At 54.5% G+C, this 21,248-nt stretch carries 24 protein-coding genes and 2 pseudogenes; 18 read left to right on the forward strand and 8 right to left on the reverse strand.

Annotation, left to right across the window (positions count from 1 at the left end; all coding sequences use genetic code 11):
- The first annotated feature begins 2 nt into the window (after positions 1–2).
- On the forward strand, positions 3–431 hold the full coding sequence (locus J2X72_RS13840) for a DUF6163 family protein (RefSeq protein WP_210002243.1): 429 nt from the start codon (positions 3–5) through the stop codon (positions 429–431).
- Between the two features lie 138 nt (positions 432–569).
- Entirely contained in the window at positions 570–1,085 is a 516-nt protein-coding gene (ldtR, locus tag J2X72_RS13845) for a transcriptional regulator LdtR (RefSeq protein ID WP_114429215.1), read from the forward strand.
- A 59-nt stretch (positions 1,086–1,144) separates the two neighbouring features.
- Here ldtR and J2X72_RS13850 read toward each other — a convergent pair whose 3' ends face one another.
- Together J2X72_RS13850 and J2X72_RS13855 are read right to left on the reverse strand one after the other, a co-directional pair.
- Complete coding sequence (locus J2X72_RS13850; RefSeq protein WP_310072763.1) at positions 1,145–1,987, reverse strand: hypothetical protein; 843 nt, start codon at positions 1,985–1,987, stop codon at positions 1,145–1,147.
- A 30-nt stretch (positions 1,988–2,017) separates the two neighbouring features.
- Entirely contained in the window at positions 2,018–2,677 is a 660-nt protein-coding gene (locus J2X72_RS13855; protein ID WP_310072765.1) for a hypothetical protein, read from the reverse strand.
- 166 nt (positions 2,678–2,843) lie between these two features.
- Here J2X72_RS13855 and J2X72_RS13860 point away from each other — a divergent pair.
- A pseudogene (locus tag J2X72_RS13860) lies at positions 2,844–2,981 on the forward strand (MarR family transcriptional regulator); the annotation flags it as partial.
- Between the two features lie 60 nt (positions 2,982–3,041).
- On the opposite strand, the gene J2X72_RS13865 reads toward J2X72_RS13860, so the two are convergent.
- Positions 3,042–3,890 carry a hypothetical protein gene (locus J2X72_RS13865; RefSeq protein ID WP_310072767.1) on the reverse strand — a complete coding sequence of 283 codons (849 nt, stop codon included), beginning with the start codon at positions 3,888–3,890 and terminating at the stop codon, positions 3,042–3,044.
- Positions 3,887–4,927 carry a hypothetical protein gene (locus J2X72_RS13870; protein WP_310072769.1) on the reverse strand — a complete coding sequence of 347 codons (1,041 nt, stop codon included), beginning with the start codon at positions 4,925–4,927 and terminating at the stop codon, positions 3,887–3,889. Before J2X72_RS13870 ends, J2X72_RS13865 begins: the two co-directional genes overlap by 4 nt.
- Positions 4,928–5,118: 191 nt before the next feature.
- On the opposite strand from J2X72_RS13870, the pseudogene J2X72_RS13875 reads away from it, so the two are divergent.
- A pseudogene (locus J2X72_RS13875) lies at positions 5,119–5,256 on the forward strand (MarR family transcriptional regulator); the annotation flags it as partial.
- Between the two features lie 59 nt (positions 5,257–5,315).
- On the opposite strand, the gene J2X72_RS13880 reads toward J2X72_RS13875, so the two are convergent.
- Entirely contained in the window at positions 5,316–5,975 is a 660-nt protein-coding gene (locus tag J2X72_RS13880; protein WP_310072771.1) for a hypothetical protein, read from the reverse strand.
- 442 nt (positions 5,976–6,417) lie between these two features.
- Between J2X72_RS13880 and J2X72_RS13885 the strand changes: the two genes are divergently transcribed.
- From J2X72_RS13885 to J2X72_RS13920, 8 genes are all read left to right on the forward strand, one after another.
- A complete protein-coding gene (locus J2X72_RS13885) occupies positions 6,418–7,698 on the forward strand; it encodes a murein L,D-transpeptidase (RefSeq protein WP_210002258.1) in 1,281 nt (426 codons plus the stop codon).
- A 169-nt stretch (positions 7,699–7,867) separates the two neighbouring features.
- A complete protein-coding gene (gene glyA / locus J2X72_RS13890) occupies positions 7,868–9,160 on the forward strand; it encodes a serine hydroxymethyltransferase (protein ID WP_210002260.1) in 1,293 nt (430 codons plus the stop codon).
- A gap of 146 nt (positions 9,161–9,306) precedes the next feature.
- Positions 9,307–9,789 (forward strand): transcriptional regulator NrdR, encoded by a 483-nt coding sequence (gene nrdR / locus J2X72_RS13895; RefSeq protein WP_310072776.1) that lies wholly within the window; start codon positions 9,307–9,309, stop codon positions 9,787–9,789.
- A 5-nt stretch (positions 9,790–9,794) separates the two neighbouring features.
- Positions 9,795–10,892 carry a bifunctional diaminohydroxyphosphoribosylaminopyrimidine deaminase/5-amino-6-(5-phosphoribosylamino)uracil reductase RibD gene (gene ribD, locus J2X72_RS13900; protein WP_405044712.1) on the forward strand — a complete coding sequence of 366 codons (1,098 nt, stop codon included), beginning with the start codon at positions 9,795–9,797 and terminating at the stop codon, positions 10,890–10,892.
- A gap of 10 nt (positions 10,893–10,902) precedes the next feature.
- On the forward strand, positions 10,903–11,517 hold the full coding sequence (locus J2X72_RS13905; RefSeq protein WP_210002266.1) for a riboflavin synthase: 615 nt from the start codon (positions 10,903–10,905) through the stop codon (positions 11,515–11,517).
- Positions 11,518–11,680: 163 nt separating this feature from the next.
- Positions 11,681–12,142, forward strand: coding sequence for a 6,7-dimethyl-8-ribityllumazine synthase (locus J2X72_RS13910; RefSeq protein WP_310072781.1), 462 nt, complete (start codon positions 11,681–11,683; stop codon positions 12,140–12,142).
- Positions 12,143–12,145: 3 nt separating this feature from the next.
- A complete protein-coding gene (nusB, locus tag J2X72_RS13915; RefSeq protein ID WP_210002270.1) occupies positions 12,146–12,652 on the forward strand; it encodes a transcription antitermination factor NusB in 507 nt (168 codons plus the stop codon).
- 581 nt (positions 12,653–13,233) lie between these two features.
- Positions 13,234–15,387: a sodium-translocating pyrophosphatase gene (locus J2X72_RS13920; protein WP_310072784.1), complete on the forward strand. Its 2,154-nt coding sequence runs from the start codon at positions 13,234–13,236 to the stop codon at positions 15,385–15,387.
- A gap of 57 nt (positions 15,388–15,444) precedes the next feature.
- Here the strand turns inward: J2X72_RS13920 and J2X72_RS13925 are convergent, their stop codons facing one another.
- The gene (locus tag J2X72_RS13925; protein WP_405044713.1) at positions 15,445–15,969 is read right to left on the reverse strand and encodes an outer membrane protein assembly factor BamE; all 525 of its coding nucleotides are present in this window, start codon (positions 15,967–15,969) and stop codon (positions 15,445–15,447) included.
- Between the two features lie 114 nt (positions 15,970–16,083).
- Here J2X72_RS13925 and J2X72_RS13930 point away from each other — a divergent pair, with 114 nt between their 5' ends.
- The 6 genes from J2X72_RS13930 to J2X72_RS13955 all read left to right on the forward strand — a co-directional run bounded on the left by J2X72_RS13930 (position 16,084) and on the right by J2X72_RS13955 (position 20,490).
- Positions 16,084–16,641 (forward strand): ubiquinol-cytochrome C chaperone family protein, encoded by a 558-nt coding sequence (locus tag J2X72_RS13930; RefSeq protein WP_310072787.1) that lies wholly within the window; start codon positions 16,084–16,086, stop codon positions 16,639–16,641.
- Positions 16,642–16,655: 14 nt separating this feature from the next.
- On the forward strand, positions 16,656–17,225 hold the full coding sequence (locus tag J2X72_RS13935; RefSeq protein WP_210002278.1) for a DUF177 domain-containing protein: 570 nt from the start codon (positions 16,656–16,658) through the stop codon (positions 17,223–17,225).
- A gap of 76 nt (positions 17,226–17,301) precedes the next feature.
- Entirely contained in the window at positions 17,302–18,387 is a 1,086-nt protein-coding gene (plsX, locus tag J2X72_RS13940; protein ID WP_210002280.1) for a phosphate acyltransferase PlsX, read from the forward strand.
- Positions 18,384–19,355, forward strand: coding sequence for a beta-ketoacyl-ACP synthase III (locus J2X72_RS13945; protein WP_112551315.1), 972 nt, complete (start codon positions 18,384–18,386; stop codon positions 19,353–19,355). Before plsX ends, J2X72_RS13945 begins: the two co-directional genes overlap by 4 nt.
- A 122-nt stretch (positions 19,356–19,477) precedes the next feature.
- Positions 19,478–19,798 carry an integration host factor subunit alpha gene (locus tag J2X72_RS13950; RefSeq protein WP_106716952.1) on the forward strand — a complete coding sequence of 107 codons (321 nt, stop codon included), beginning with the start codon at positions 19,478–19,480 and terminating at the stop codon, positions 19,796–19,798.
- 134 nt (positions 19,799–19,932) lie between these two features.
- Positions 19,933–20,490 carry a MerR family transcriptional regulator gene (locus tag J2X72_RS13955; RefSeq protein WP_210002282.1) on the forward strand — a complete coding sequence of 186 codons (558 nt, stop codon included), beginning with the start codon at positions 19,933–19,935 and terminating at the stop codon, positions 20,488–20,490.
- A 162-nt stretch (positions 20,491–20,652) separates the two neighbouring features.
- Here J2X72_RS13955 and J2X72_RS13960 read toward each other — a convergent pair whose 3' ends face one another.
- Positions 20,653–20,964 carry a hypothetical protein gene (locus tag J2X72_RS13960; RefSeq protein ID WP_310072791.1) on the reverse strand — a complete coding sequence of 104 codons (312 nt, stop codon included), beginning with the start codon at positions 20,962–20,964 and terminating at the stop codon, positions 20,653–20,655.
- Positions 20,965–20,981: 17 nt separating this feature from the next.
- On the reverse strand, positions 20,982–21,233 hold the full coding sequence (locus J2X72_RS13965; RefSeq protein WP_210002286.1) for a hypothetical protein: 252 nt from the start codon (positions 21,231–21,233) through the stop codon (positions 20,982–20,984).
- Positions 21,234–21,248: the final 15 nt, after the last annotated feature.

Genomic DNA, 21,248 nt, shown 5'->3' on the forward strand with positions numbered 1-21,248 from the left:
ACATGAGCGATAGGCCCACCCATCTGCCATTCGATGCGACAATGGCTCAACTCGGCTTCGTGTGGTTCCTGCGGCTTGTCTCCATCTATTGCCTCGTTGCAGGCGTCGGCTACTGGGCGCAGCTCAGCGGCTACTATGAAGGCATGCTCTGGCGGTTCGATTTGATGCCCTGGCAGTGGAAGGTCGCGACCGTCTCGCTTGCCATGCTCTATCCCGTGGCGTCGACCGGGTTGTGGATGATGGTCTCCTGGGGCCCGGTCATATGGTTTGTGGCCGCATTGGGCGAAACGCTCATGTTTACGGTGTTCTCGAATTACTTTTTCTACAGGCCGCAGATCGCCATCGTCCATGGCTGCGTGGCGCTGCTTTATATTCTGTTCCGGATTGTGCTTTTCGTGCAGAAGCGCCAGCACGCCATGCCCGTCAGGTAAGTCTTCATTAAGATTGAAATTGATTCATTCGCGGTAACGCACTGTTAAGTCTGTGTTTTAAGTCGAATTTTATGCGTATTCGATAGTGTCTCCTCAACGGTGAGAAAAATACACCGAAACAACAGTGAGGCAGGTACTATGAACAACACACAGAGAAAGTCTGGTGAGAACCAGCGTTCGACACCAAGTGATACAGCATTACGTACACTATATCTTGAAGCACTTCAGTTGGTCGAACGGTTACATCGTCGTCTGCTTGATGTGGTCAAGGATGAGTTCGACCGCAATGGTCGCAGCGACATCAACGCCATCCAGGCATTGCTGCTGTTCAACATCGGCAATGCGGAACTGACCGCAGGCGAACTGCGCAGCCGCGGTTATTATCTGGGCTCGAACGTTTCCTACAATCTGAAGAAACTCGTCGAGCTCGGCTTCATCTCCCATGAACGTTCACGCACCGACCGCCGTTCGGTCCGGGTCAGCCTGACCGAAAAGGGAACCGAGGTCGCCGAATTGGTCGCGGGTCTCTATGAACGTCATGTCGCATCGATCGAACATGTTGGTGGCATCAAGGCGGAAGAATTCCAGTCGATGAACAAGGCACTGCAGCGCCTCGACCGCTTCTGGAACGACTCTATCGCCTACCGCATGTAAGGCCATGCAATCCACGGCAAAAGCCCGGCTTCGTGCGAAACGAAGGCGGGCCTTGTTGTTCAAAGCTCGAGAGGAAACGGCGTTCTTTCCCAAAAACTCTCGATCCCGTAAGACCTAACGGATTGCGCTTCCCAGTCGTGGAAGATCTTTGCCAGAGCGGCGCGATCACCTGCAAGTAGAGCTAAATGAAACGTCGGATTTTCAGCAATAAGGATTTCTAGTAGCCTCCCGGCAGGATAAACCGGCTTCTGTTCAATGGAATTCCACAATTCCTGCGCCTTATCAAAATGCCCTGCGGCTGTAGCCATCAGCATTCGCTCAAAGGTGCTGGTTTTATAGGGAAATTCATCTGCCGGACCGATAGCAGCGGCAAACGTCTCGAAGTCATCGAATGAGACGATCTTTCTAAGGTTGGGTAGCACGTCTTCTTCAATCATCTCGTACATGAGCTCGATACTGGCAGGCCTGGTAATATCCCAACATACCACTTCTATTCGGACTTCATCATCCCGGTGTTTTGGTTTTTCATGATTTTGGTTGTGATCTAAGATTGCTCTCCTCATGTCCCAGGTTACACGCATTTTTCCAACGCTACTGTCAGGATGGGGTATCGATTTACCAATCATAGGAAAGTTTTCCAGCTTTGAGAGTTCTCCGGGTTCAACATAAAAACCGTAGAGTCGCTCACAGCGTGCATTTTTCCATCGGCCTTGATCCAACAATATGAGATTGACCTCGGCAATTGTCACAAACTCATTCTTGTCACTGCTACGGTCAATATAAATGCCCTTCAACATGTGTCGGACTGGTTTGAGGAAGAGAAATCTACCCATCAAGACCACATCCGGATTGCGGGCGAGCACGGGCTTAAGCGTTTGAGAAACTTGAGAAATCGTCGTCATTGCTCTAGGTTCACTTCTACAATGCGTACTTCAGGCATGCGCAAGTTCTTGCACTTGGTCAAACTCGGGGCAATACCGTTTTATTTCATCTTTTGTGGCCAGACGCCCACCCGATTTGAGCCGCATCTGAATTGGCTTGCTCTCATCTACGCCTCCCCAATCCTTGGGTCGAAACAGTATGATCGGCTGTTGCCGCGGATTGTTCTGTTTTGATAGGCGATTGAAGGTGGCAAGGCCATCCTCGAAAGATAGAGGGCTTGGAAACTCTTCCGGCTTTTTGAATAACTCAGGGGCTGCCAAGCCGGTGGCTGCCCCGACGCCTGCACCAGCCGCAAAATCACCACCGCCACCACCCGCAGTGAGTGATTCGAACCGGTTCAGTGGACCGCGATTATCCAGATATGCTACCTGCGATGAACCGCCATTTTCGTCCGACCATCTTCCACTGGTTTCACCACTGCCAGCCGGAACACGCGACTGGTCTGGATCGAAGTTCGCGCGAAGCTCCAATGTCTCCAGCAGATCGAGCTGCTCCAGCAGCATCTTCTGCTCGCGTCGGACATGATCGGGTGCACGGTAGTTGGACCCATAATGCGGGGCGAGCCTCTCCAGCGCAAAAATAACATTGTTGCCAGCTATTTGATGTTTCACACGAAGGATCGTGTATTCCGGTGTGTCAAAAATACTCATGAATAAAATCCCTTAAGTAAAGGATCATATTCCTATTATTGGTCGTATTCCGCCAGATTTTTCGAGTTGTCGGCGCCGAAGGCACCCAGTCATTAATCCGCCATGTTGCGCGTTGGAATGCCACAACACATATTCGTAAAGTTCCATAGACAGCCGGAGAGGGCTGGTCGCGGGTCTCTATGAACGTCATGTCGCATCGATCGAACATGTTGGTGGCATCAAGGCGGAAGAATTCCAGTCGATGAACAAGGCACTGCAGCGCCTCGACCGCTTCTGGAACGACTCTATCGCCTACCGCATGTAAGGCCATGCAATCCACGGCAAAAGCCCGGCTTCGTGCGAAACGAAGGCGGGCTTTGTTGGTTCAAAGCTCGAGAGGAAACGGCGTTCTTTCCCAAAAACTCTCGATCCCGTAAGACCTAACGGATTGCGCTTCCCAGTCGTGGAAGATCTTTGCCAGAGCGGCGCGATCACCTTTAAGCAAGGCAGGATAGAAATCCGGGCTCATCGACTTAAAGATCTCAAGCTCTTGTACTTTGAAGTAATCGGGGTCCTGTTCGTGTCGATTCCATAATTCGCGCGCTTTATCCAAATCGCCTTCGACCGCAGCAATAAACATGCGTTCGAACACGCTCGTTCGGTAGGGATAGTTGTCCGCCCAACCCAGCGTATCGGCAAACGTTATGAAGTCGTCAAATGATACGATTTTTCGTAGATCAGGAAGAACCTCATCCTCAATCATTTCACACATCAGGCGAATAGTTGCCGGTTCCGCGATATTCCACAAAACCCGCCACCCCCCGATCCGCTGATCCAGTTCTTCCATGCTCGTATAATTTCTGTTGTAAAGTTGAACAGCCCTGTCCATCTCGATTGTGGTACGAATTTTACCCACGGCACGGGGGTTGTCATCGTCATTATAGTTGACTGTTTCTGGAACAGGGATCTGCAATTTGGCCAAATCCTTTGGATCGATATAAGTTCTGTTAAAGCGCTCCCCACGGGAACTTTCATAGCGTCCTTTGTTCAAGACTATAAGATTGACTGTGGTGCTGGGCACAAATTCATTTTTATTACTGCTTCGGTCAATATATATGCCCTTCAAAATATGACGCACTGGTTTGAAGAAAAGGAATCGTCCCATCAAAACCAGGTCCGGGTTGCGGGTGAGCACTGGAGCCAGCGTCCTGCGAACTTGGGATGTTGTCGTCATCGGCTTGGGTTTACTTCCACGATACGGACTTCGGGCATAGGTTTAATACGCCGTTTGACAGACTCGTATATTTCAATAGCTCGTGGGATGGTGATGCCTTTGGTCCCAGTTTTAAGATCGTAAACACACACTGTATCGTCGTGCTGGACCTGTCCCCTCGTATCTATGCGCAGGGAGTTTTTTGAGGGGTATTGCGGATTCCGTTGATAGAAGTCGGGAGCTTCCATAACCTCTTCCCTATATTTTACGAACGATTCTTCTGTATACAGGTTTTTATTGTCAGGGTCTTCCAGTGTGAGATCTTTCATATTCACATGCGTTGCTGTTCCCCATGTGGCTGCAGATGAGTATTCAGACCGAGGGCCGGTCCTCGCCGCAGCTTCGTCAGCCAGCCGCTGCACTTGGTCAAACTCGGGGCAATACCGTTTTATTTCATCTCTTGTGGCCAGACGCACACCCGATTTGAGCTGCATCGATATTGGCTTGCTCTCATCGCCGCCTCCCCAATCCTTGGGTCGAAACAGTATGATCGGCTGTTGCCGCGGATTGTTCTGTTTGGACAGGCGATTGAAAGTGGCAAGGCCATCCTCGAAAGATAGAGGACTTGGAAACTCTTCCGGCTTTTTGAATAACTCAGGGGCTGCCAAGCCGGTGGCTGCCCCGACGCCTGCACCAGCCGCAAAACCACCACCGCCACCACCCGCAGTGAGTGATTCGAACCGGTTCAGTGGACCGCGATTATCCAGATACGCTACCTGCGATGAACCGCCATTTTCGTCCGACCATCTTCCACTGGTTTCACCACTGCCAGCAGGAACACGCGACTGGTCTGGATCGAAGTTCGCGCGAAGCTCCAATGTCTCCAGCAGATCGAGCTGCTCCAGCAGCATCTTCTGCTCGCGTCGGACATGATCGGGTGCACGGTAGTTGGACCCATAATGCGGGGCGAGCCTCTCCAGCGCAAAAATAACATTGTTGCCAGCTATTTGATGTTTCAGACGAAGGATCGTGTATTCCGGTGTGTCAAAAATACTCATGAATAAAATCCCTTAAGTAAAGGATCATATTCCTATTATTGATAGCGACTCGTCAATTGGTCTTTGGTCGTATTCCGCCAGATTTTCCGAGTTGTCGGCGCCGAAGGCACCCAGTCATTAATCCGCCAGGTTGCGCGTTGGAATGCCACAACACATATTCGTAAAGTTCCATAGACAGCCGGAGAGGGCTGGTCGCGGGTCTCTATGAACGTCATGTCGCATCGATCGAACATGTTGGTGGCATCAAGGCGGAAGAATTCCAGTCGATGAACAAGGCATTGCAGCGCCTTGACCGCTTCTGGAACGACTCTATCGCCTACCGCATGTAAGGCCATGCAATCCACGGCAAAAGCCCGGCTTCGTGCGAAACGAAGGCGGGCTTTGTTGCTTAAAGCTCGAGAGGAAACGGCGTTCTTTCCCAGATTTTCTCCAGCTTGTGATTGGTGACTGTGGCCGCTTCCCATTCATGCAGGATACGGGCAATCTCAAAGCGATCACCATCAACGAGGGCGCGATAGAATCCTGGGCGATATTCTTTGATATCGGCAAGTATTCGAGCATCTCGTTCGAGATTTTTCCGTGACAGCTCGAGGTCGCCATTGGCCGCCGGAATGTACACCTCAAGATATTGGATATGGCCCGTATAATCGATTGGAAAGCGGAAACCGGAGATGAATGCGAAATAATCTTCGAACGTATTGATAGTACGCAACTTCGGCAAAGCCTCGTTTTCGATCATGTCCAGCATTTGCTTGATCGTTTCCGGTTGCCTGATATCCCAGTCGGATGACCGGATATTGCGAGGACCGTAGATATTTCTGAAAATTCGTTGTCCGAATCCCCTAACACCTCTGCTTTTTGCTGGTATGAGCATGCTGAGCGAAATACGAGGCGCAAATGCGTGCGGATCAATCGTGGATTCGATGAAGACTGCCCGCCAGATATGGCGGACAGGTTTGATCATCACGAACCGGCCGATGCTTGCAAGATCACTATGTTGCTGAATGAGGGGGCGCACTGCTTGCCGGACTTGTGCGATCGTTGTCATTTTCTTCCTCCCCTACCAATGACGCCCGGACTTGGTCTAATCTGGATAACAAAGAACCATTTGATTTTTGGTAGGATCGCGTATTCCGGTGTGTCAAAAATGCTCATGAATAAAATCCCTTAAAAAGGGGATCATATTCCTATTATTGGTAGCGACTCGTCAATTCGTCTTTGGTCGTAATCGGCGAGGTTTTTCGAGTTATTGGCGCCGAAGACACCCAGTCATTAATCCGCCATATTGCCGTGGAAATGCCACAACACATACTCAGTGACGTTCCACAGACGGCCGGAGAGGGCTGGTCGGCATTTGAACCATCACAATTGCGCGATCAGTGCGAATATTGCTGTTTGTTAAGAATGTTCCTGATAATTTTCGCGACCGAAGCTGTTTTTCTTTGCAAGCGGCGGGTTGACGGCAGATTTCCAGTTGGGTTGGACAAAATATGAAGAAATTTGGATCATCAGCACTTGACCGCCGTACCTTTTTGACTGGCGTGGCAACTGCTGGTCTTGCCGCGGTAACAACATCGGCCTTTGCACAGCAGACGGATATTGGCGAAATTCTTGCCGCTCCGCGACGGGGTAACTGGGATGACCAGTTCGACGCCCGCTCGACGACACGGGCCAAAGTTGCAGGTTTTCAGCCGATCGCCAGCCCGGAGACGGTTTCATTCACCGAAAGCGCGATCAATACATACAATCAGATTGTCAGCGGCGGCGGCTGGCCCACGGTACAACCGACGGTAAAGTTGCAGCTCGGCGTGGTTGATCCTTCCGTTTCCGCCATGCGCAAGCGCCTGATGATTTCCGGCGATCTTGCCGAAACAGCCGGCTTGTCGAATTCTTTCGATACCTATGTCGATGCCGCGGTGAAGCGTTTCCAGTCGCGTCATGGTCTGCCGGCCGATGGCGTCATGGGACAATATTCAATCGCTGCAATGAATGTGCCGGCCGATATTCGCCTTGGTCAGCTGCACACCAATCTTGAGCGCCTGCGCAAGCTTGCCAGCGACGATCAGGGCCCGCGTTATGTCATGGTCAACATTCCGGCAGCGCAGATCGAGGCCGTGGAAGCGGGGCGTGTGGCCCAACGCCACACGGCCATCGTCGGCAAGATCGATCGGCAGACGCCGATCCTCGACTCCAAGATTCAGGAAGTCATCCTCAATCCGTACTGGACGGCGCCGAAGTCGATTATCCAGAAGGATATCATTCCGCTGATGCGCAAGGATCCGACCTATCTGACGCGCAACAAGATCCGGCTGTTCAACGAGCAGACACGGGAGGAAATTGCGCCGGAGACCGTCGATTGGAACACCGACGATGCGGTCAAGCTGATGTTCCGCCAGGACCCCGGCAAGATCAACGCCATGTCCTCGACGAAGATCAACTTCCCCAATCAGTATGCGGTTTACATGCATGACACGCCGCAGCAGGGCATTTTCAACAAGCTGATGCGGTTCGATTCCTCGGGCTGCGTGCGCGTGCAGAATGTTCGCGACCTGAACGTCTGGCTGTTGCGCGACACACCCGGTTGGGATCGCCAGACGATGGAAGCGACGATCAAGACTGGCGTCAATACGCCGATCGCCGTCACCAATCCCGTGCCCCTGCATTTTGTTTATGTCAGTGCCTGGTCAACCGGCGATGGCGTGGTCCACCTGCGTGACGACATCTACGAAATGGACGGTCAGGCCGCCCTGTCGATCGGAACGAACACCTGATCGAGCCGGCATACATCTAACAACAGGACCGCCTTCGGGCGGTCTTTTTGTTAGGGCGGTTTCGGGCTATTGCTTTTCGCGTACCGGCCATTGGCCTTGGGTATTTAAGTATGATAATGCGCCGCAATTACCTATGAATTCCCCACCGGCAAATGAGGGTCCTGTCACCATGTCGAATGCAGATACATTTTTCAACGCATCGCTCGAAGAAATCGATCCGGAGATTTTCAGCTCAATCCGCAAGGAGCTTGGCCGTCAGCGCCATGAGATCGAGCTGATCGCATCGGAAAACATCGTGTCGCGCGCGGTGCTGGAAGCACAAGGCTCGATCATGACCAACAAATATGCCGAAGGCTATCCGGGCAAGCGCTATTATGGCGGCTGCCAGTTCGTCGACATCGCTGAAGAATTGGCGATCGAGCGTGCCAAGCAGTTGTTTGGCTGCGAATTTGCCAATGTGCAGCCGAATTCCGGCAGCCAGATGAATCAGGCGGTTTTCCTGGCGCTCCTGCAGCCAGGCGATACGTTCATGGGGCTCGATCTCAATTCAGGTGGTCACCTTACCCACGGCTCGCCTGTCAATATGTCCGGCAAATGGTTCAAGGTCGTGTCTTACGGCGTACGCCAGGACGATCACCTTCTCGACATGGATGCGATCGAGAAACAAGCGCATGAGACCAGGCCAAAATTGATCCTTGCCGGCGGCACCGCCTATTCGCGCATCTGGGATTGGAAGCGTTTTCGCGAAATCGCAGACAGCATTGGCGCTTATCTTATGGTCGATATGGCGCATATCGCTGGTCTCGTTGCTGCCGGCGTGCACCCGTCTCCTGTCCCGCACGCGCACGTCGTCACCACGACGACACACAAATCGTTGCGCGGTCCGCGCGGTGGCATGATCCTCAGCAATGACCCGGAGATTGCCAAGAAGATGAATTCGGCCGTGTTCCCTGGGCTTCAGGGTGGCCCGCTCATGCATGTCATCGCTGCGAAGGCAGTTGCATTCGGTGAAGCGTTGAAGCCGGAATTCAAGACCTATGCCCAGAATGTGGCCGCCAACGCGAAGACGCTGGCCGAGACATTGAAGAAGAACGGCCTCGATATCGTCTCCGGCGGCACCGATAATCATCTGATGCTGGTCGATTTGCGCCCGAAGAATGCAACCGGTAAACGTGCCGAAGCAGCGCTCGGACGGGCGAATATCACCTGCAACAAAAACGGCATCCCTTTCGATCCGGAGAAGCCTTTTGTTACGTCCGGCGTTCGCCTCGGCACACCGGCCGGAACGACACGTGGTTTCGGTGCGGCAGAATTCACGGAAATCGGCAATCTGATATCGGAAGTTCTGGATGGCTTGAAAGTGGCCAATTCCGACGAGGGGAACGCAGCCGTTGAAAAAGCGGTTCAGCAGAAGGTCGTTGCGCTGACGGACCGTTTCCCGCTCTATCCATACCTCGGATAATACACTGGCAACAATCTCCCCGATCGCGGGGAGATTGTTCTCCTACGTCAATTGGTTGACAGTTCGTATCGCAGGAACGCTTTAATCTCGCACCGAAAGACACTATCTTTGCAGCGATTTTAGAATCGCGTTCAGAAAGCTCATCGATGCGTTGTCCCTATTGCCAGTCCGAAGATACTCAGGTGAAAGACTCCCGCCCTGCGGAAGATGGTGCCGTCATCAGGCGCCGGCGCGTCTGTCCCGATTGCGGCGGACGTTTCACGACCTTCGAACGCGTGCAATTGCGTGACCTTTCCGTCGTCAAGAAAAGCGGCCGCAAGGTTGCCTTCGATCGCGACAAGCTGATGCGTTCGGTCGAAATCGCATTGCGCAAGCGGCAGGTCGATCCCGAGCGCGTGGAACGCGCCGTATCCGGCATTGTTCGCCAGCTGGAAAGCTCTGGCGAGCCGGAGGTGGGCTCCGATGAGATAGGCCGGCTGGTCATGGACGCACTGAAGGGTATCGATGACATTGCCTATATCCGCTTTGCTTCGGTTTATCGCAATTTCCGCGAGGCCAAGGACTTTCACGATGTCATCGATGAGATTACTGCCGGTGACATCGCTGCCGAGCCTGTCAGGGACGAATGAGTCCGATGACAGCTTCTGCTCTTGATCGCCGCTACATGGCAGCGGCCATTCGGTTGTCACGCACCCATCAAGGGCTGACCGGAACAAATCCCTCCGTCGCAACATTGATCGTCAAGGACGGCGTGATCGTGGGGCGCGGTGTTACCGCCATTGGGGGACGCCCGCATGCGGAAACACAGGCTCTGCTCGAGGCCGGCGAGAAAGCCCGCGGCGCCACGGCCTATGTGACATTGGAGCCGTGTGCCCACCACGGCAGGACCCCTCCTTGCGCCAATGCGCTCGTGACGGCTGGCGTAATCCGTGTAGTCTCGGCCGCAAACGATCCCGACGAACGCGTGGCTGGCAAAGGCTATGCCATCCTGCGCAACGCGGGCGTCAACGTCGAGGAAAACGTGCTTCGGGCGGAAGCTGCCGACTACCTTGCTGGTTACTTGATTCGATCTTCCAAAAAACGTCCGGAAGTGACTCTGAAGATTGCGCTTTCGAGCGACGGGTTCATCGGCGCCAAAGGGCACGGGCAGGTTGCGATCACCGGTCCTGTATCGCGCGCGCAGGTTCACCTCATGCGGGCCGAGTCCGATGCAATCCTTGTCGGTATCGGGACGGTTCTCGCCGACGATCCGCTGCTGACGTGTCGCTTGCCGGGCTTGGAGGCACGTTCTCCTACCCGTATCGTGCTCGATAGCCGGCTTCGTTTACCGCTTGATAGCTCCCTGGTCAGAACGTCTGGCACTGTTCCGGTCTGGATAGCCGCCAATGCGGAAGCTGATCCAGCCAAACGGCAAGCGTTGGAAGCCGCTGGTTGCCGCATCCTCGCGACCGAAACCGATTGCGGCGCCACCGCACTGCCGGAATTGCTGGATGATCTTGCGGCACAGGGCATGGCAACGCTGATGGTTGAGGGTGGTGCGGCCGTCGCCAACTCGTTCCTGCAGGAAGATCTGGTGGATCGCCTGGCCCTGTTCGAAGGTCCGTCTGCAATTGGCAGTGCAAGCGGGGTTGTAGTGCCTGCACTGCAATCCCATATGGCTCGTGGTTTCAACCTGTCACATGAATATCGCTTCGGTGAAGATCGCTACAGCGAATATGTCAGACCTCTCTAGGGAATCGCGAATGTTTACGGGCATTGTAACGGATATTGGCAGGATAGGTCAGGTAAAGCCGCTCAATGAGGGCGTGCTGCTGCGTGTCGAGACCAATTACGACCCGGAAACGATCGAGATCGGTGCATCCATTTCATGCTCCGGCGTTTGCCTTACCGTAACCACACTTCCCGAAAGAGGCTCCAATGCGCGCTGGTTTGAGGCAGAGGCTTGGGAAGAAGCGCTGCGACTCACCACCATTTCCGGTTGGAAAACAGGAACACGCATCAATCTCGAGCGCTCGCTGAAACTCGGTGACGAGATGGGCGGCCACCTTGTATCCGGTCATATCGACGCGATGGCGGAAATCATCAAGCGTGAGGACGAAGGCGATGCGGTTCGTTTCACACTGCGTGTGCCCGGACAACTTGCGCGCTTCATCGCGCAAAAAGGTTCCGTCGCGCTTGATGGTACGTCGCTCACGGTCAATGGTGTGAATGGCAACGAGTTCGATGTTCTCCTCATACGTCATTCTCTGGACGTGACCACTTGGGGTGACCGCAAGATTGGCGATAGGGTCAATATCGAGATAGATCAGATGGCGCGATACGCTGCACGGCTTGCAGAATATCCGAAATCAGCCTAGGACCTGAACCAACAACTAAAGTGACCTTTGAAATTCACCTTGACAGGTAGCTGATGCGGTTTTCGAGAACCGGGGCACAGTGAACCTTTGGTTCATGAGCACCCGAGCGCAGACAATCGCTTCAGATGGCCATCCGGGTGGATTGATTTCCTTCGGAGCTATCATGTCGAAAAAAAAGACGCACGCGCCACATCTGTTGATCGTGGAAGCGCGATTCTATGAAGATTTGTCGGACGCCTTGTTGAATGGCGCAAAAATGGCTCTCGACGAAGCCGATGCCACCTATGATGTTGTAACCGTTCCCGGCGCACTAGAGGTGCCGGCTGTCATTTCCTTTGCGCTTGATGGTGCGGAGGATGGCGGGACCGAGTATGATGGTTATGTGGCGCTGGGCACGGTCATCCGTGGCGAGACCTACCATTTTGATATCGTCGCCAATGAATCCTGTCGTGCGCTGATGGACCTTGCTGTTGAGGAAAGCATCGCTATCGGTAACGGCATTCTGACTGTCGAGAATGAAGAGCAGGCATGGGTGCGCGCACGGCGTGAAGACAAGGACAAGGGTGGCTTTGCGGCACGCGCTGCATTGACGATGATTGCCCTCAAGGACAAGCTCGGAGCCTGATCGATGCCTACTCCAAAAGACGAGCAAAGCCCTCTCGTGAAGACCGCGAATAAACGTGGCGTTGCTCGGCTGGCTGCAGTTCAAGCCCTTTATCAGATGGATGTAGCGGGTACAGGCGTGCTTGAGGTCGTGGCAGAATACGAGGAACACCGTCTCGGCAAGGAAGTCGATGGCAAGCAATATCTCGATGCCGACGCGCAATGGTTTCGCGCCATTGTTTCAGGCGTCGTTGCCGATCAGACTACGCTAGACCCAATGATCCGTCAGGCTCTGACCGAAGACTGGCCGCTTTCACGTCTTGATTCGACGCTGCGCGCGATCTTGCGTGCCGGCATCTGGGAATTGAAGAACAAGGCTGATGTCCCAACGGCTGTCATCGTGTCGGAATATGTCGACATCGCCAAGGCGTTTTATTCGGAAGAAGAACCAAAGCTGGTCAATGCTGTTCTGGATCGGCTTGCTTTTGAACTTCGCGGTGAGAGCAAGGGTGTAAAAGGCCCCCGGCGTTAGAGAATTCTCATTCTCTATTTTTGATCGCGAGGGCGGTGATGCTGGGGTGGGTATCTCCAATCGTAGAAAAGTACAGCGCCTGCAAGAATTAAACTGCCACGGGCATTATACACAACGAGAGCATTTGCAGAGTGGTCACGGCCTCATCCTCTTCAGGATAGTGCTTGCGCTGTAGTGTATGATACCCGCAACAATGCCTGACAGAAGCCAAGAGCAAATGTTGGTCCGGTAGGACCATAGAGAGCCGACACCCTCGGAGCTACGCCACCAACGGCAAAAATCGCAACGCCTACGCTGTTCATGAACGTCGCAAATAATTTGACCCGTTCGTTATAAATTACATCCACGCGTTGCCTCACACAAATGCTACGCCCTGAACATTGGCCTGCCATCCGTGCAGCAGCAAGCCCTACTTTCGTCTTGCGTTTCGCTAAGATGCGAAAGACCTTGACGTTTTCACATTTGCTTCGCTACTTCTTACACATACGGTCGCGTTTCTGCCGGCCTGGCGGATTTCTTTGTGTGCCGTACCGAACGTGACCCGGGGAGGGGTTTTTCCGGTCAAAATCTGAGGGAGTGGCATGACAATACTGTTTTTGGTCATTGCCTGCGGTCTGCTGTCTATTGTCTACGCGTTTCTAGCCACCAAATCGGTGCTCGCGGCGGACCAGGGCAATGCGCGCATGCAAGAAATCGCCGGTGCAATTCGTGAAGGCGCACAGGCATATCTCACACGTCAGTACACCACGATCGCCATCGTCGGCGTTGTCGTTTTCCTTGCAGTCTGGTTTCTGCTTACCGGAACGGCTGCGATCGGCTTTCTGATTGGCGCAGTGCTGTCAGGTCTTGCCGGTTTCATCGGTATGCACGTTTCTGTCCGTGCCAACGTCCGTACGGCACAGGCCGCATCTCGCAGTCTTGCCGCAGGGCTTGAAATCGCTTTCAAGTCAGGCGCGATTACCGGCATGCTGGTCGCGGGTTTGGCCTTGCTCGGCGTTTCCGTCTACTACTGGATACTGACTGGACCCATGGGTTATGCGCCCGCCGATCGCACTGTGATCGACGCGCTTGTCTCACTCGGTTTCGGCGCCTCCCTCATTTCCATTTTCGCGCGTCTTGGCGGTGGTATCTTTACAAAGGGTGCTGACGTTGGCGGTGATCTCGTTGGCAAGGTCGAAGCTGGTATTCCTGAAGACGACCCACGCAACCCTGCGACGATCGCCGATAATGTCGGCGACAACGTTGGCGATTGCGCCGGCATGGCAGCCGATCTGTTCGAGACCTATGCGGTGACGATTGTCGCCACCATGGTTCTCGGTGCAATCTTTTTTGCCGCAACGCCCGTCCTCAGTGCGGTCATGCTCTACCCATTGGCCATCTGCGGCGCGTGTATCGTCACCTCTATCGCCGGCACCTTCTTCGTCAAGCTTGGCGCCAATAACTCCATCATGGGTGCTCTCTACAAGGGGCTGATCGTGACGGGGCTTCTGTCGATCCTCGGTCTTGCGGCGGCAACATCCGCAACTGTCGGCTGGGGTGAGGTCGGCACTGTCGCCGGCAAAATCGTCACGGGGTCGAACCTGTTCATCTGCGGCCTTGTCGGGCTCGTTGTGACAGGTCTCATCGTGGTGATCACCGAATACTATACCGGTACCAATAAGCGCCCGGTGAATTCGATCGCACAGGCATCGGTAACCGGGCATGGCACGAACGTTATCCAGGGCCTGGCGGTCTCGCTTGAATCGACTGCGCTACCGGCACTGGTTATCGTTGGCGGTATCATTTCGACGTATCAGCTTGCCGGCCTGTTCGGCACTGGTATCGCGGTGACGGCTATGCTCGGTATTGCCGGCATGATCGTTGCGCTCGATGCCTTCGGACCGGTTACCGACAATGCCGGTGGTATCGCTGAAATGGCAGGGCTCGACCCCGAGGTTCGCAAATCGACAGATGCGCTCGATGCGGTTGGCAATACGACGAAAGCCGTCACCAAGGGTTATGCAATCGGTTCTGCCGGTCTTGGTGCGCTGGTTCTGTTCGCGGCCTATTCCAACGACTTGCAGTTCTTCATTGCTGAAGCCAACAAGGAAGGCGCGACCGCTTTCTCCTACTTCAAGGGAATCGGTACCGTATCGTTCGAGCTGTCCAACCCTTATGTGGTTGCCGGTCTCATTTTCGGTGGCCTTATTCCCTATCTCTTCGGCGGTATTGCAATGACGGCGGTTGGCCGCGCTGCAGGCTCCGTTGTGGAGGAGGTACGCCGCCAGTTCCGTGAAAAGCCGGGCATCATGCAGGGCACGGAACGGCCAGACTATGCGAGGGCGGTGGACATTCTTACCCGCGCTGCGATCAAGGAAATGGTTGTTCCTTCGCTTCTGCCTGTGCTGGCACCGCTTGTCGTCTATTTCGGCGTGCTGCTGATTTCGGGTTCAAAGGCTTCTGCCTTCGCGGCTCTCGGTGCTTCACTCCTTGGCGTTATCATCAACGGCATCTTCGTTGCCATTTCGATGACGTCAGGCGGCGGCGCCTGGGACAACGCAAAGAAATCCTTCGAAGACGGCTTCGTGGACAAGGATGGAAAGCGCCACATGAAGGGGTCGGAAGCGCACAAGGCGTCGGTAACGGGCGATACCGTTGGCGATCCTTACAAGGATACGGCCGGACCCGCTGTCAATCCGGCGATCAAGATCACCAACATCGTTGCATTGCTGCTTTTGGCCGTGCTTGCACACTGAGTGCTGATGCGTGCCCAACAAAAAACCCGCGAAACATGTTTCGCGGGTTTTTTGTTTTTAGGGATTGTCCGGCGCGCCTCCGGTGGGCGTGCTTCCGGCAGAGGGCATTGACGGGGTTTTGCCGACACCTTGCAGCAACTGTCCGAGGAACGAAAGATCCCTGCCGCCGGTCGGCGTGGTACGGGAAATGAAGTCGAACACCTTGCCATCCTGCAATCCATAATTGGAAATGCTGGCAACTTTGCTGTCCTTGTCGAAATAGACCGCGAGGATGCGGCGTTCCTTGACCTTGGGCTGCAGGAAGGCGACGCTGCGATGGGCTTTTTGCGAGATGTAGTAGAAAACCTCATTGTCGAATGTAGCCGTCGTCGACGGACTGCCAAGCGACAGGATTACCTGTTCTCGACTGGAGCCCACGGGAACGAACTCCAGGGCCTTGTCGTCAATGACATAGCCTTGGGTCAATGTCTCCGATGGATTGAGGTTGGCGGTATTGCAGCCAGCGAGCCCCGTAGCCAATAAAAAGGTTCCGGCGAGAAGGTATTCCCTTGAACAACCGGTCTTGAAAATCCGCTGCAGCAACGACATCTCCATTTCAATCTGGGCGCAAGTCTTTCGCTGCCCGCAGAACTTCGGTAAACCACCTTGAAGTCCGATGCAACACGCGACTCGTGACTCAAGTTGAGGCCTAACTACATGATTCTCAGTCTATTCAGCCGCAAGGCCAAAGCAAATGAGGCGATTACCATTGCCCTCTACGATGCGATCGTGGCAGCGGCGCGGCAGCCGTATTTTTATTCTGACCTCGACGTGCCGGATTCGCCGCTTGGCCGGTATGAAATGCTTTCCCTGCATGTTTACCTGTTCGTCAGGCGTATCAAGGGCAGGAGCCCTGCATTGAAAGCGATCGGTCAGGAAGTGACGGACGAATTTTTCAGGGATGTCGATCATTCGTTGCGCGAACTCGGCATCGGGGATTCGGGTGTGCCCAAGCGTATGAAGAAACTGGCGCGGATGTTTTACGGCCGTATCGAATCCTACGACAAGGCGCTTGAAAGCAATGATCACCCGGCATTGATTGCCGCGCTTGCTCGCAATATCCGGCCCGACAGCGATAGCTGGTCAGGTGCAACCAGGCTGGCGGATTATGTGGAGCAGGTGGTCCGGTTGCTGGAGAACCAGCCCGATGATGTGCTCGCAGGCGGAAAAGTGATATTTCCTGATGCGAGTGCTCTTGAAACATCGCGGCATTGAAAGGGGAAAGCAATATGACGACGAGAAAAACCGATGGAGCATTAAGCTTTCCTGTCTCCGTCAGCCGCTTGCCGCAAAAAGGAGTCACCATCAAGATCGATGCCGATCAACGTGAGCGCGATGCATTGCGCGACTTTCACGAATTGGAGGATGTCAAATCGTTCAAGGCCGATCTGCAGATCGTGCCTTGGAAAAAGGATGGCATTCGCGTTCGGGGTACGGTCAAAGCAGAGATCGTCCAGTCATGTATCGTAACGCTGGAACCGATCGATGCGACCGTCAATGCGGCGATCGATACGCTCTTCGTGCCGGAAAATTCCCGGCTTGCCCGTTTGCCGCTCGACGAGAATGGCGAACTCATCATCGACGCCGAGGGCCCCGATGCACCGGAGACGTTTTCTGGCGACAGGCTCGACGCAGGTGCTATCGCCGAGGAATTTTTTGAGCTTGCGATCGATCCCTATCCACGCAAGCCCGGAATCGAGGATGCGCCGCCAGTCGTGGCGCGTTTCGGCGAAGATGACGAAACGGAAAAACCTGCCAATCCGTTCGCTGGTCTGAAGGATTGGAAACAGAAGACTTGATTGGTGCTATGTCCTCGGCATAAGTAATGCCGCCCGGACAGGCGCATCCGTACTGAACAGGACAGGACAATCGAGAGTGATCAGAATATCCATTGATGCCATGGGCGGTGATTTCGGTCCATCGATCGTCATTCCCGGCATGGCAACGGCGCTGGAGCGCCATCCTGATATCAGGTTCGTGATTTTTGGACGAGAAGAAGAGGTCCAGCCGCACCTGGCAAAACATCAGGCATTGTCCAACGCCTCGACTTTCCACCATTGCGATGTGTCCGTGCGCATGGACGAGAAGCCGAGCCAGGCTTTGCGCAATGGCCGCTGGAAATCGTCCATGTGGCGTTCGATCGAGGCCGTAAAGACGGGCGAGGCTGATGTCTGCGTTTCCGCGGGCAATACCGGCGCGCTCATGGCGATGTCGAAGTTCTGCCTGCGTACGATGGCAAATGTCGAGCGCCCTGCCATCGCGGGCATATGGCCGACTTTGCGCGGTGAAAGCATTGTGCTCGATATAGGCGCTACGATCGGCGCCGATGCACAGCAACTCGTGGACTACGCTGTGATGGGCGCCGCGATGGCGCGTTCGCTTTTTGACATCGAGCGCCCCACGATCGGCCTTCTGAATGTCGGCGTTGAAGAGATCAAGGGGCAGGATGACGTCAAGGACGCGGCGCGTATTCTGCGCGAAATTCCGTTACCGAGCCTCGAATATTACGGCTTCGTCGAGGGTGACGACATCGGCAAGGGCACGGTGGACGTCGTCGTCACGGAAGGGTTCACCGGGAATATCGCGCTCAAGGCAGCAGAAGGTACAGCCAAGCAATATACGCAGTATTTGCGCGAGGCCATGGGCCGCACCCTGATGGCGAAGATCGGATATATTTTTGCCCGGGGTGCGTTCAACCGTCTGCGTGAGAAGCTTGACCCGCGCAAGACCAATGGCGGCGTGTTCCTTGGCCTTAATGGTGTCGTCATCAAGAGCCATGGTGGCACGGACGCGCTGGGCTTTGCCTCCGCCATCGATGTTGGTTACGACATGGCTCACAACAAGCTTCTCGACAAGATCGCCGCAGATCTCACGCATTTCCACAAGGGTCCGGTCGGTGTCGCCTTCAAAGACGAAGCGGACAACGACACAGAAGCCGAAATACAACAGGAAGTTAAATGATCAGATCAGTTGTTAAAGGTATAGGGGCGGCCAAGCCGGCACGCCTGGTCAAGAATGCTGATCTGGAAGGCATTGTCGAGACGAGCGACGAATGGATCGTCCAGCGCACGGGTATCCGCCAGCGTTATATCGCTGGTGAGGGTGAGACGACGGCTTCGCTCGGCGAGGCAGCAGCACGGGCCGCGCTCGACAATGCCGGTCTCACGCCGGACGATATCGATCTGATCATCCTGGCTACTTCGACGCCGGACAACACATTTCCCGCGTCAGCGGTTGATATTCAGGCGCGTCTTGGCATGACGCACGGCTTTGCATTCGACATGCAGGCGGTGTGCTCCGGCTTCGTCTATGCGATGACCACCGCCGATCTTTATATTCGCGGCGGCATGGCCAAACGCGTTCTGGTCATCGGATCCGAGACGTTTTCCCGTATCCTCGACTGGAAAGACCGTACGACATGCGTGTTGTTCGGTGATGGTGCAGGCGCTGTCGTTCTGGAAGCGGGTGAGGGCCGCGGACTGACCTCGGATCGAGGCGTCCTCACTGCCAATCTGCGTTCCGATGGGTCGCACAAACAGAAACTATATGTAGATGGTGGACCGTCCACGACGCAGACGGTGGGATATCTCCGGATGGAAGGACGGGAGGTGTTCAAGCACGCCGTCGGCATGGTCACTGACGTGATCGAAGCGGCGTTTTCCGAGGCAGGAATTACGGCTGCGGACATTGATTGGTTCGTCCCGCACCAGGCCAACAAGCGCATCATCGACGCTACCGCGAAGAAGCTCGACCTGCCCGCCGGGAAGGTCGTCATCACAGTCGACCAACACGGAAATACCTCAGCCGCTTCAGTACCCTTAGCTCTTGCGGCGGCTGTGGCGGACGGCCGGATCAAGCAAGGCGATCTCGTCCTCCTCGAAGCCATGGGTGGGGGGTTTACGTGGGGTGCAGTTCTGCTACGGTGGTAGCAGGCAGGTTAAGCATTGAATTAGTTCACGAACTTTCTCAACGTGCTTGCCCGATCCGGTTTCATTCTGTAACTTCCGCTGTCACCTGGTAGTTTTGCAACAAACGAGAGCTTTGAGATCGTATGGGGGGTAAGACCATTACGCGCGCTGATCTGGCTGAAGCAGTCTATCGCAAGGTAGGGCTTTCGCGAACTGAATCAGCTTCGCTTGTCGAGACAATTCTCGATGAAGTATGTGACGCAATTGTTCGTGGCGAGACCGTCAAATTGTCGTCGTTCGCCACGTTCCAGGTAAGAGATAAAAACGAACGCATTGGTCGCAATCCCAAGACGGGTGAAGAGGTTCCAATCCTGCCGCGCCGGGTCATGACGTTCAAGGCGTCGAACGTGCTGAAGCAGCGAATTTTGCGCTCTCACCAGACGCGCAAGAAAAAAACAGCCTGAACATGGCTGAATTTGCATTCTGCACGCTCCGGATGCAAGATTGCTGTGGTGTAGTTTAGTGCCACGCTTGAAAAATGGTCGATAAACCGCTGAAATAGAGGTCGAATCAGAATTTCTCCTGAGAGGGTGAAATCATGGACAAGAGTCCCGACGCATTTAGAACCATCAGCGAAGTTGCAGAAGATCTTGACCTGCCCCAGCACGTCCTGCGTTTCTGGGAAACGCGCTTCACGCATATCAAACCGATGAAACGTGGTGGCGGGCGCCGATATTACCGCCCGCTGGACGTGGATCTCCTAAAGGGCATCCGCCATCTGCTTTATGATCAGGGCTATACGATCAAGGGTGTGCAGCGGCTTCTTCGGGAAAACGGCACCCAATTCATCATAGCGCTCGGCAGCGGCGATACTGCAGCCGCCGAAGCCATCAGCCAACAAAAGCAGGCCTCGGCCCGTCAGGAAGAGGCGCTTGCCGCCGAGCAGGACCGCGTCGATGCTGACGAGGAAGCTGCCGTCATGGGAACGTCGAAATCTGCACCTCACGGCAGACGTCTCTTCGGGTTGATCAAGGGGGACGACGAGGGGCCGGTTGCAGCCGATGGCAAGCGGCTCTCCAAGGACAATCGTACGCTTCTGCAGGAAACGCTGTTTGACCTGCTTGAATGCAAGCGTCTGCTTGATCAGGTCCGGTGAAAAAAAAAGCCCAGCTTCTACCGGAGCAGAAGCTGGGACTCGGGGTTGGCTGTGGGGTTGCAGCCTAGCTGGTTGGGGGACCAGTTTTGTAGGAACGCGGAGATATCCCAAAGGTTCCGCAAAAAAATAATTTTTTTCTCGCGCGCAACCAAGGCCGATTTTCTAGCGGGCCAGCATACCGATAATGACGCCGAGGCCGGCGATGATCATCAGGGTCGAAACCGAATTTTGCGTTTGAGTATTGGCAATTTTCTGAGCCCGATGACCCAGCGCGCTGGCGGCACGTGCCCCACGCTCCTTGATTTCATCGAAAGTCGAGCTTTCGCCATCATCCGAAAGATTATCGAGCAATTCGATACCCCGGTCGGACAAGGTTTGCGTAATCGCCGCCAGATCGCGCTTCAAATCGGCGATCTCACTGCGTAATTTTTCCTTGTCCGTCTCACCCTGCATGGCTTCGGTCATGTCGTCCATGGTAAATCATCCTTGTATCAACGCCGCGAGAAAAGCCCGAGTAGCAAAGCTGCAGCCGCGATGATCGCGACAGTTGCCACAGGATTCTCCTTGGCGGTCTCGGCAGCGTAACGGGCCTGCCTTGATGCGGAGCGCTTCATCTCGTCAAATCGTTCAGATCCCAAATCGGAAAGACTGGCCGAAATTTTAGAAATCTCTTTGCGCAACGCCGCGATCTGCGCCTCGACGTCGCCCTGGATATCATCAGCATTTCTGGAAAACATTGCCATTTTGGAGCTCCTGTT

This window comes from Phyllobacterium sp. 1468 (assembly GCF_031455525.1).
In the GTDB taxonomy this organism is placed as follows: domain Bacteria; phylum Pseudomonadota; class Alphaproteobacteria; order Rhizobiales; family Rhizobiaceae; genus Phyllobacterium.

What these genes read in the sequence shown, in the direction of transcription:
- J2X72_RS13945 (WP_112551315.1), top strand. Translation starts at nt 18,384, where the DNA reads ATGATCAGATCAGTTGTTAAAGGTATAGGGGCGGCCAAGCCGGCACGC.
- J2X72_RS13885 (WP_210002258.1), top strand. Translation starts at nt 6,418, where the DNA reads ATGAAGAAATTTGGATCATCAGCACTTGACCGCCGTACCTTTTTGACT.
- J2X72_RS13935 (WP_210002278.1), top strand. Translation starts at nt 16,656, where the DNA reads ATGACGACGAGAAAAACCGATGGAGCATTAAGCTTTCCTGTCTCCGTC.
- nusB (WP_210002270.1), top strand. Translation starts at nt 12,146, where the DNA reads ATGCCTACTCCAAAAGACGAGCAAAGCCCTCTCGTGAAGACCGCGAAT.
- J2X72_RS13960 (WP_310072791.1), bottom strand. Translation starts at nt 20,964, where the DNA reads ATGGACGACATGACCGAAGCCATGCAGGGTGAGACGGACAAGGAAAAA.
- ldtR (WP_114429215.1), top strand. Translation starts at nt 570, where the DNA reads ATGAACAACACACAGAGAAAGTCTGGTGAGAACCAGCGTTCGACACCA.
- nrdR (WP_310072776.1), top strand. Translation starts at nt 9,307, where the DNA reads ATGCGTTGTCCCTATTGCCAGTCCGAAGATACTCAGGTGAAAGACTCC.
- J2X72_RS13930 (WP_310072787.1), top strand. Translation starts at nt 16,084, where the DNA reads ATGATTCTCAGTCTATTCAGCCGCAAGGCCAAAGCAAATGAGGCGATT.
- J2X72_RS13920 (WP_310072784.1), top strand. Translation starts at nt 13,234, where the DNA reads ATGACAATACTGTTTTTGGTCATTGCCTGCGGTCTGCTGTCTATTGTC.
- J2X72_RS13850 (WP_310072763.1), bottom strand. Translation starts at nt 1,987, where the DNA reads ATGACGACGATTTCTCAAGTTTCTCAAACGCTTAAGCCCGTGCTCGCC.
- J2X72_RS13905 (WP_210002266.1), top strand. Translation starts at nt 10,903, where the DNA reads ATGTTTACGGGCATTGTAACGGATATTGGCAGGATAGGTCAGGTAAAG.
- J2X72_RS13955 (WP_210002282.1), top strand. Translation starts at nt 19,933, where the DNA reads ATGGACAAGAGTCCCGACGCATTTAGAACCATCAGCGAAGTTGCAGAA.
- J2X72_RS13880 (WP_310072771.1), bottom strand. Translation starts at nt 5,975, where the DNA reads ATGACAACGATCGCACAAGTCCGGCAAGCAGTGCGCCCCCTCATTCAG.
- J2X72_RS13840 (WP_210002243.1), top strand. Translation starts at nt 3, where the DNA reads ATGAGCGATAGGCCCACCCATCTGCCATTCGATGCGACAATGGCTCAA.
- J2X72_RS13855 (WP_310072765.1), bottom strand. Translation starts at nt 2,677, where the DNA reads ATGAGTATTTTTGACACACCGGAATACACGATCCTTCGTGTGAAACAT.
- J2X72_RS13950 (WP_106716952.1), top strand. Translation starts at nt 19,478, where the DNA reads ATGGGGGGTAAGACCATTACGCGCGCTGATCTGGCTGAAGCAGTCTAT.
- glyA (WP_210002260.1), top strand. Translation starts at nt 7,868, where the DNA reads ATGTCGAATGCAGATACATTTTTCAACGCATCGCTCGAAGAAATCGAT.
- J2X72_RS13910 (WP_310072781.1), top strand. Translation starts at nt 11,681, where the DNA reads ATGTCGAAAAAAAAGACGCACGCGCCACATCTGTTGATCGTGGAAGCG.
- J2X72_RS13865 (WP_310072767.1), bottom strand. Translation starts at nt 3,890, where the DNA reads ATGACGACAACATCCCAAGTTCGCAGGACGCTGGCTCCAGTGCTCACC.
- ribD (WP_405044712.1), top strand. Translation starts at nt 9,795, where the DNA reads ATGACAGCTTCTGCTCTTGATCGCCGCTACATGGCAGCGGCCATTCGG.
- J2X72_RS13965 (WP_210002286.1), bottom strand. Translation starts at nt 21,233, where the DNA reads ATGGCAATGTTTTCCAGAAATGCTGATGATATCCAGGGCGACGTCGAG.
- J2X72_RS13870 (WP_310072769.1), bottom strand. Translation starts at nt 4,927, where the DNA reads ATGAGTATTTTTGACACACCGGAATACACGATCCTTCGTCTGAAACAT.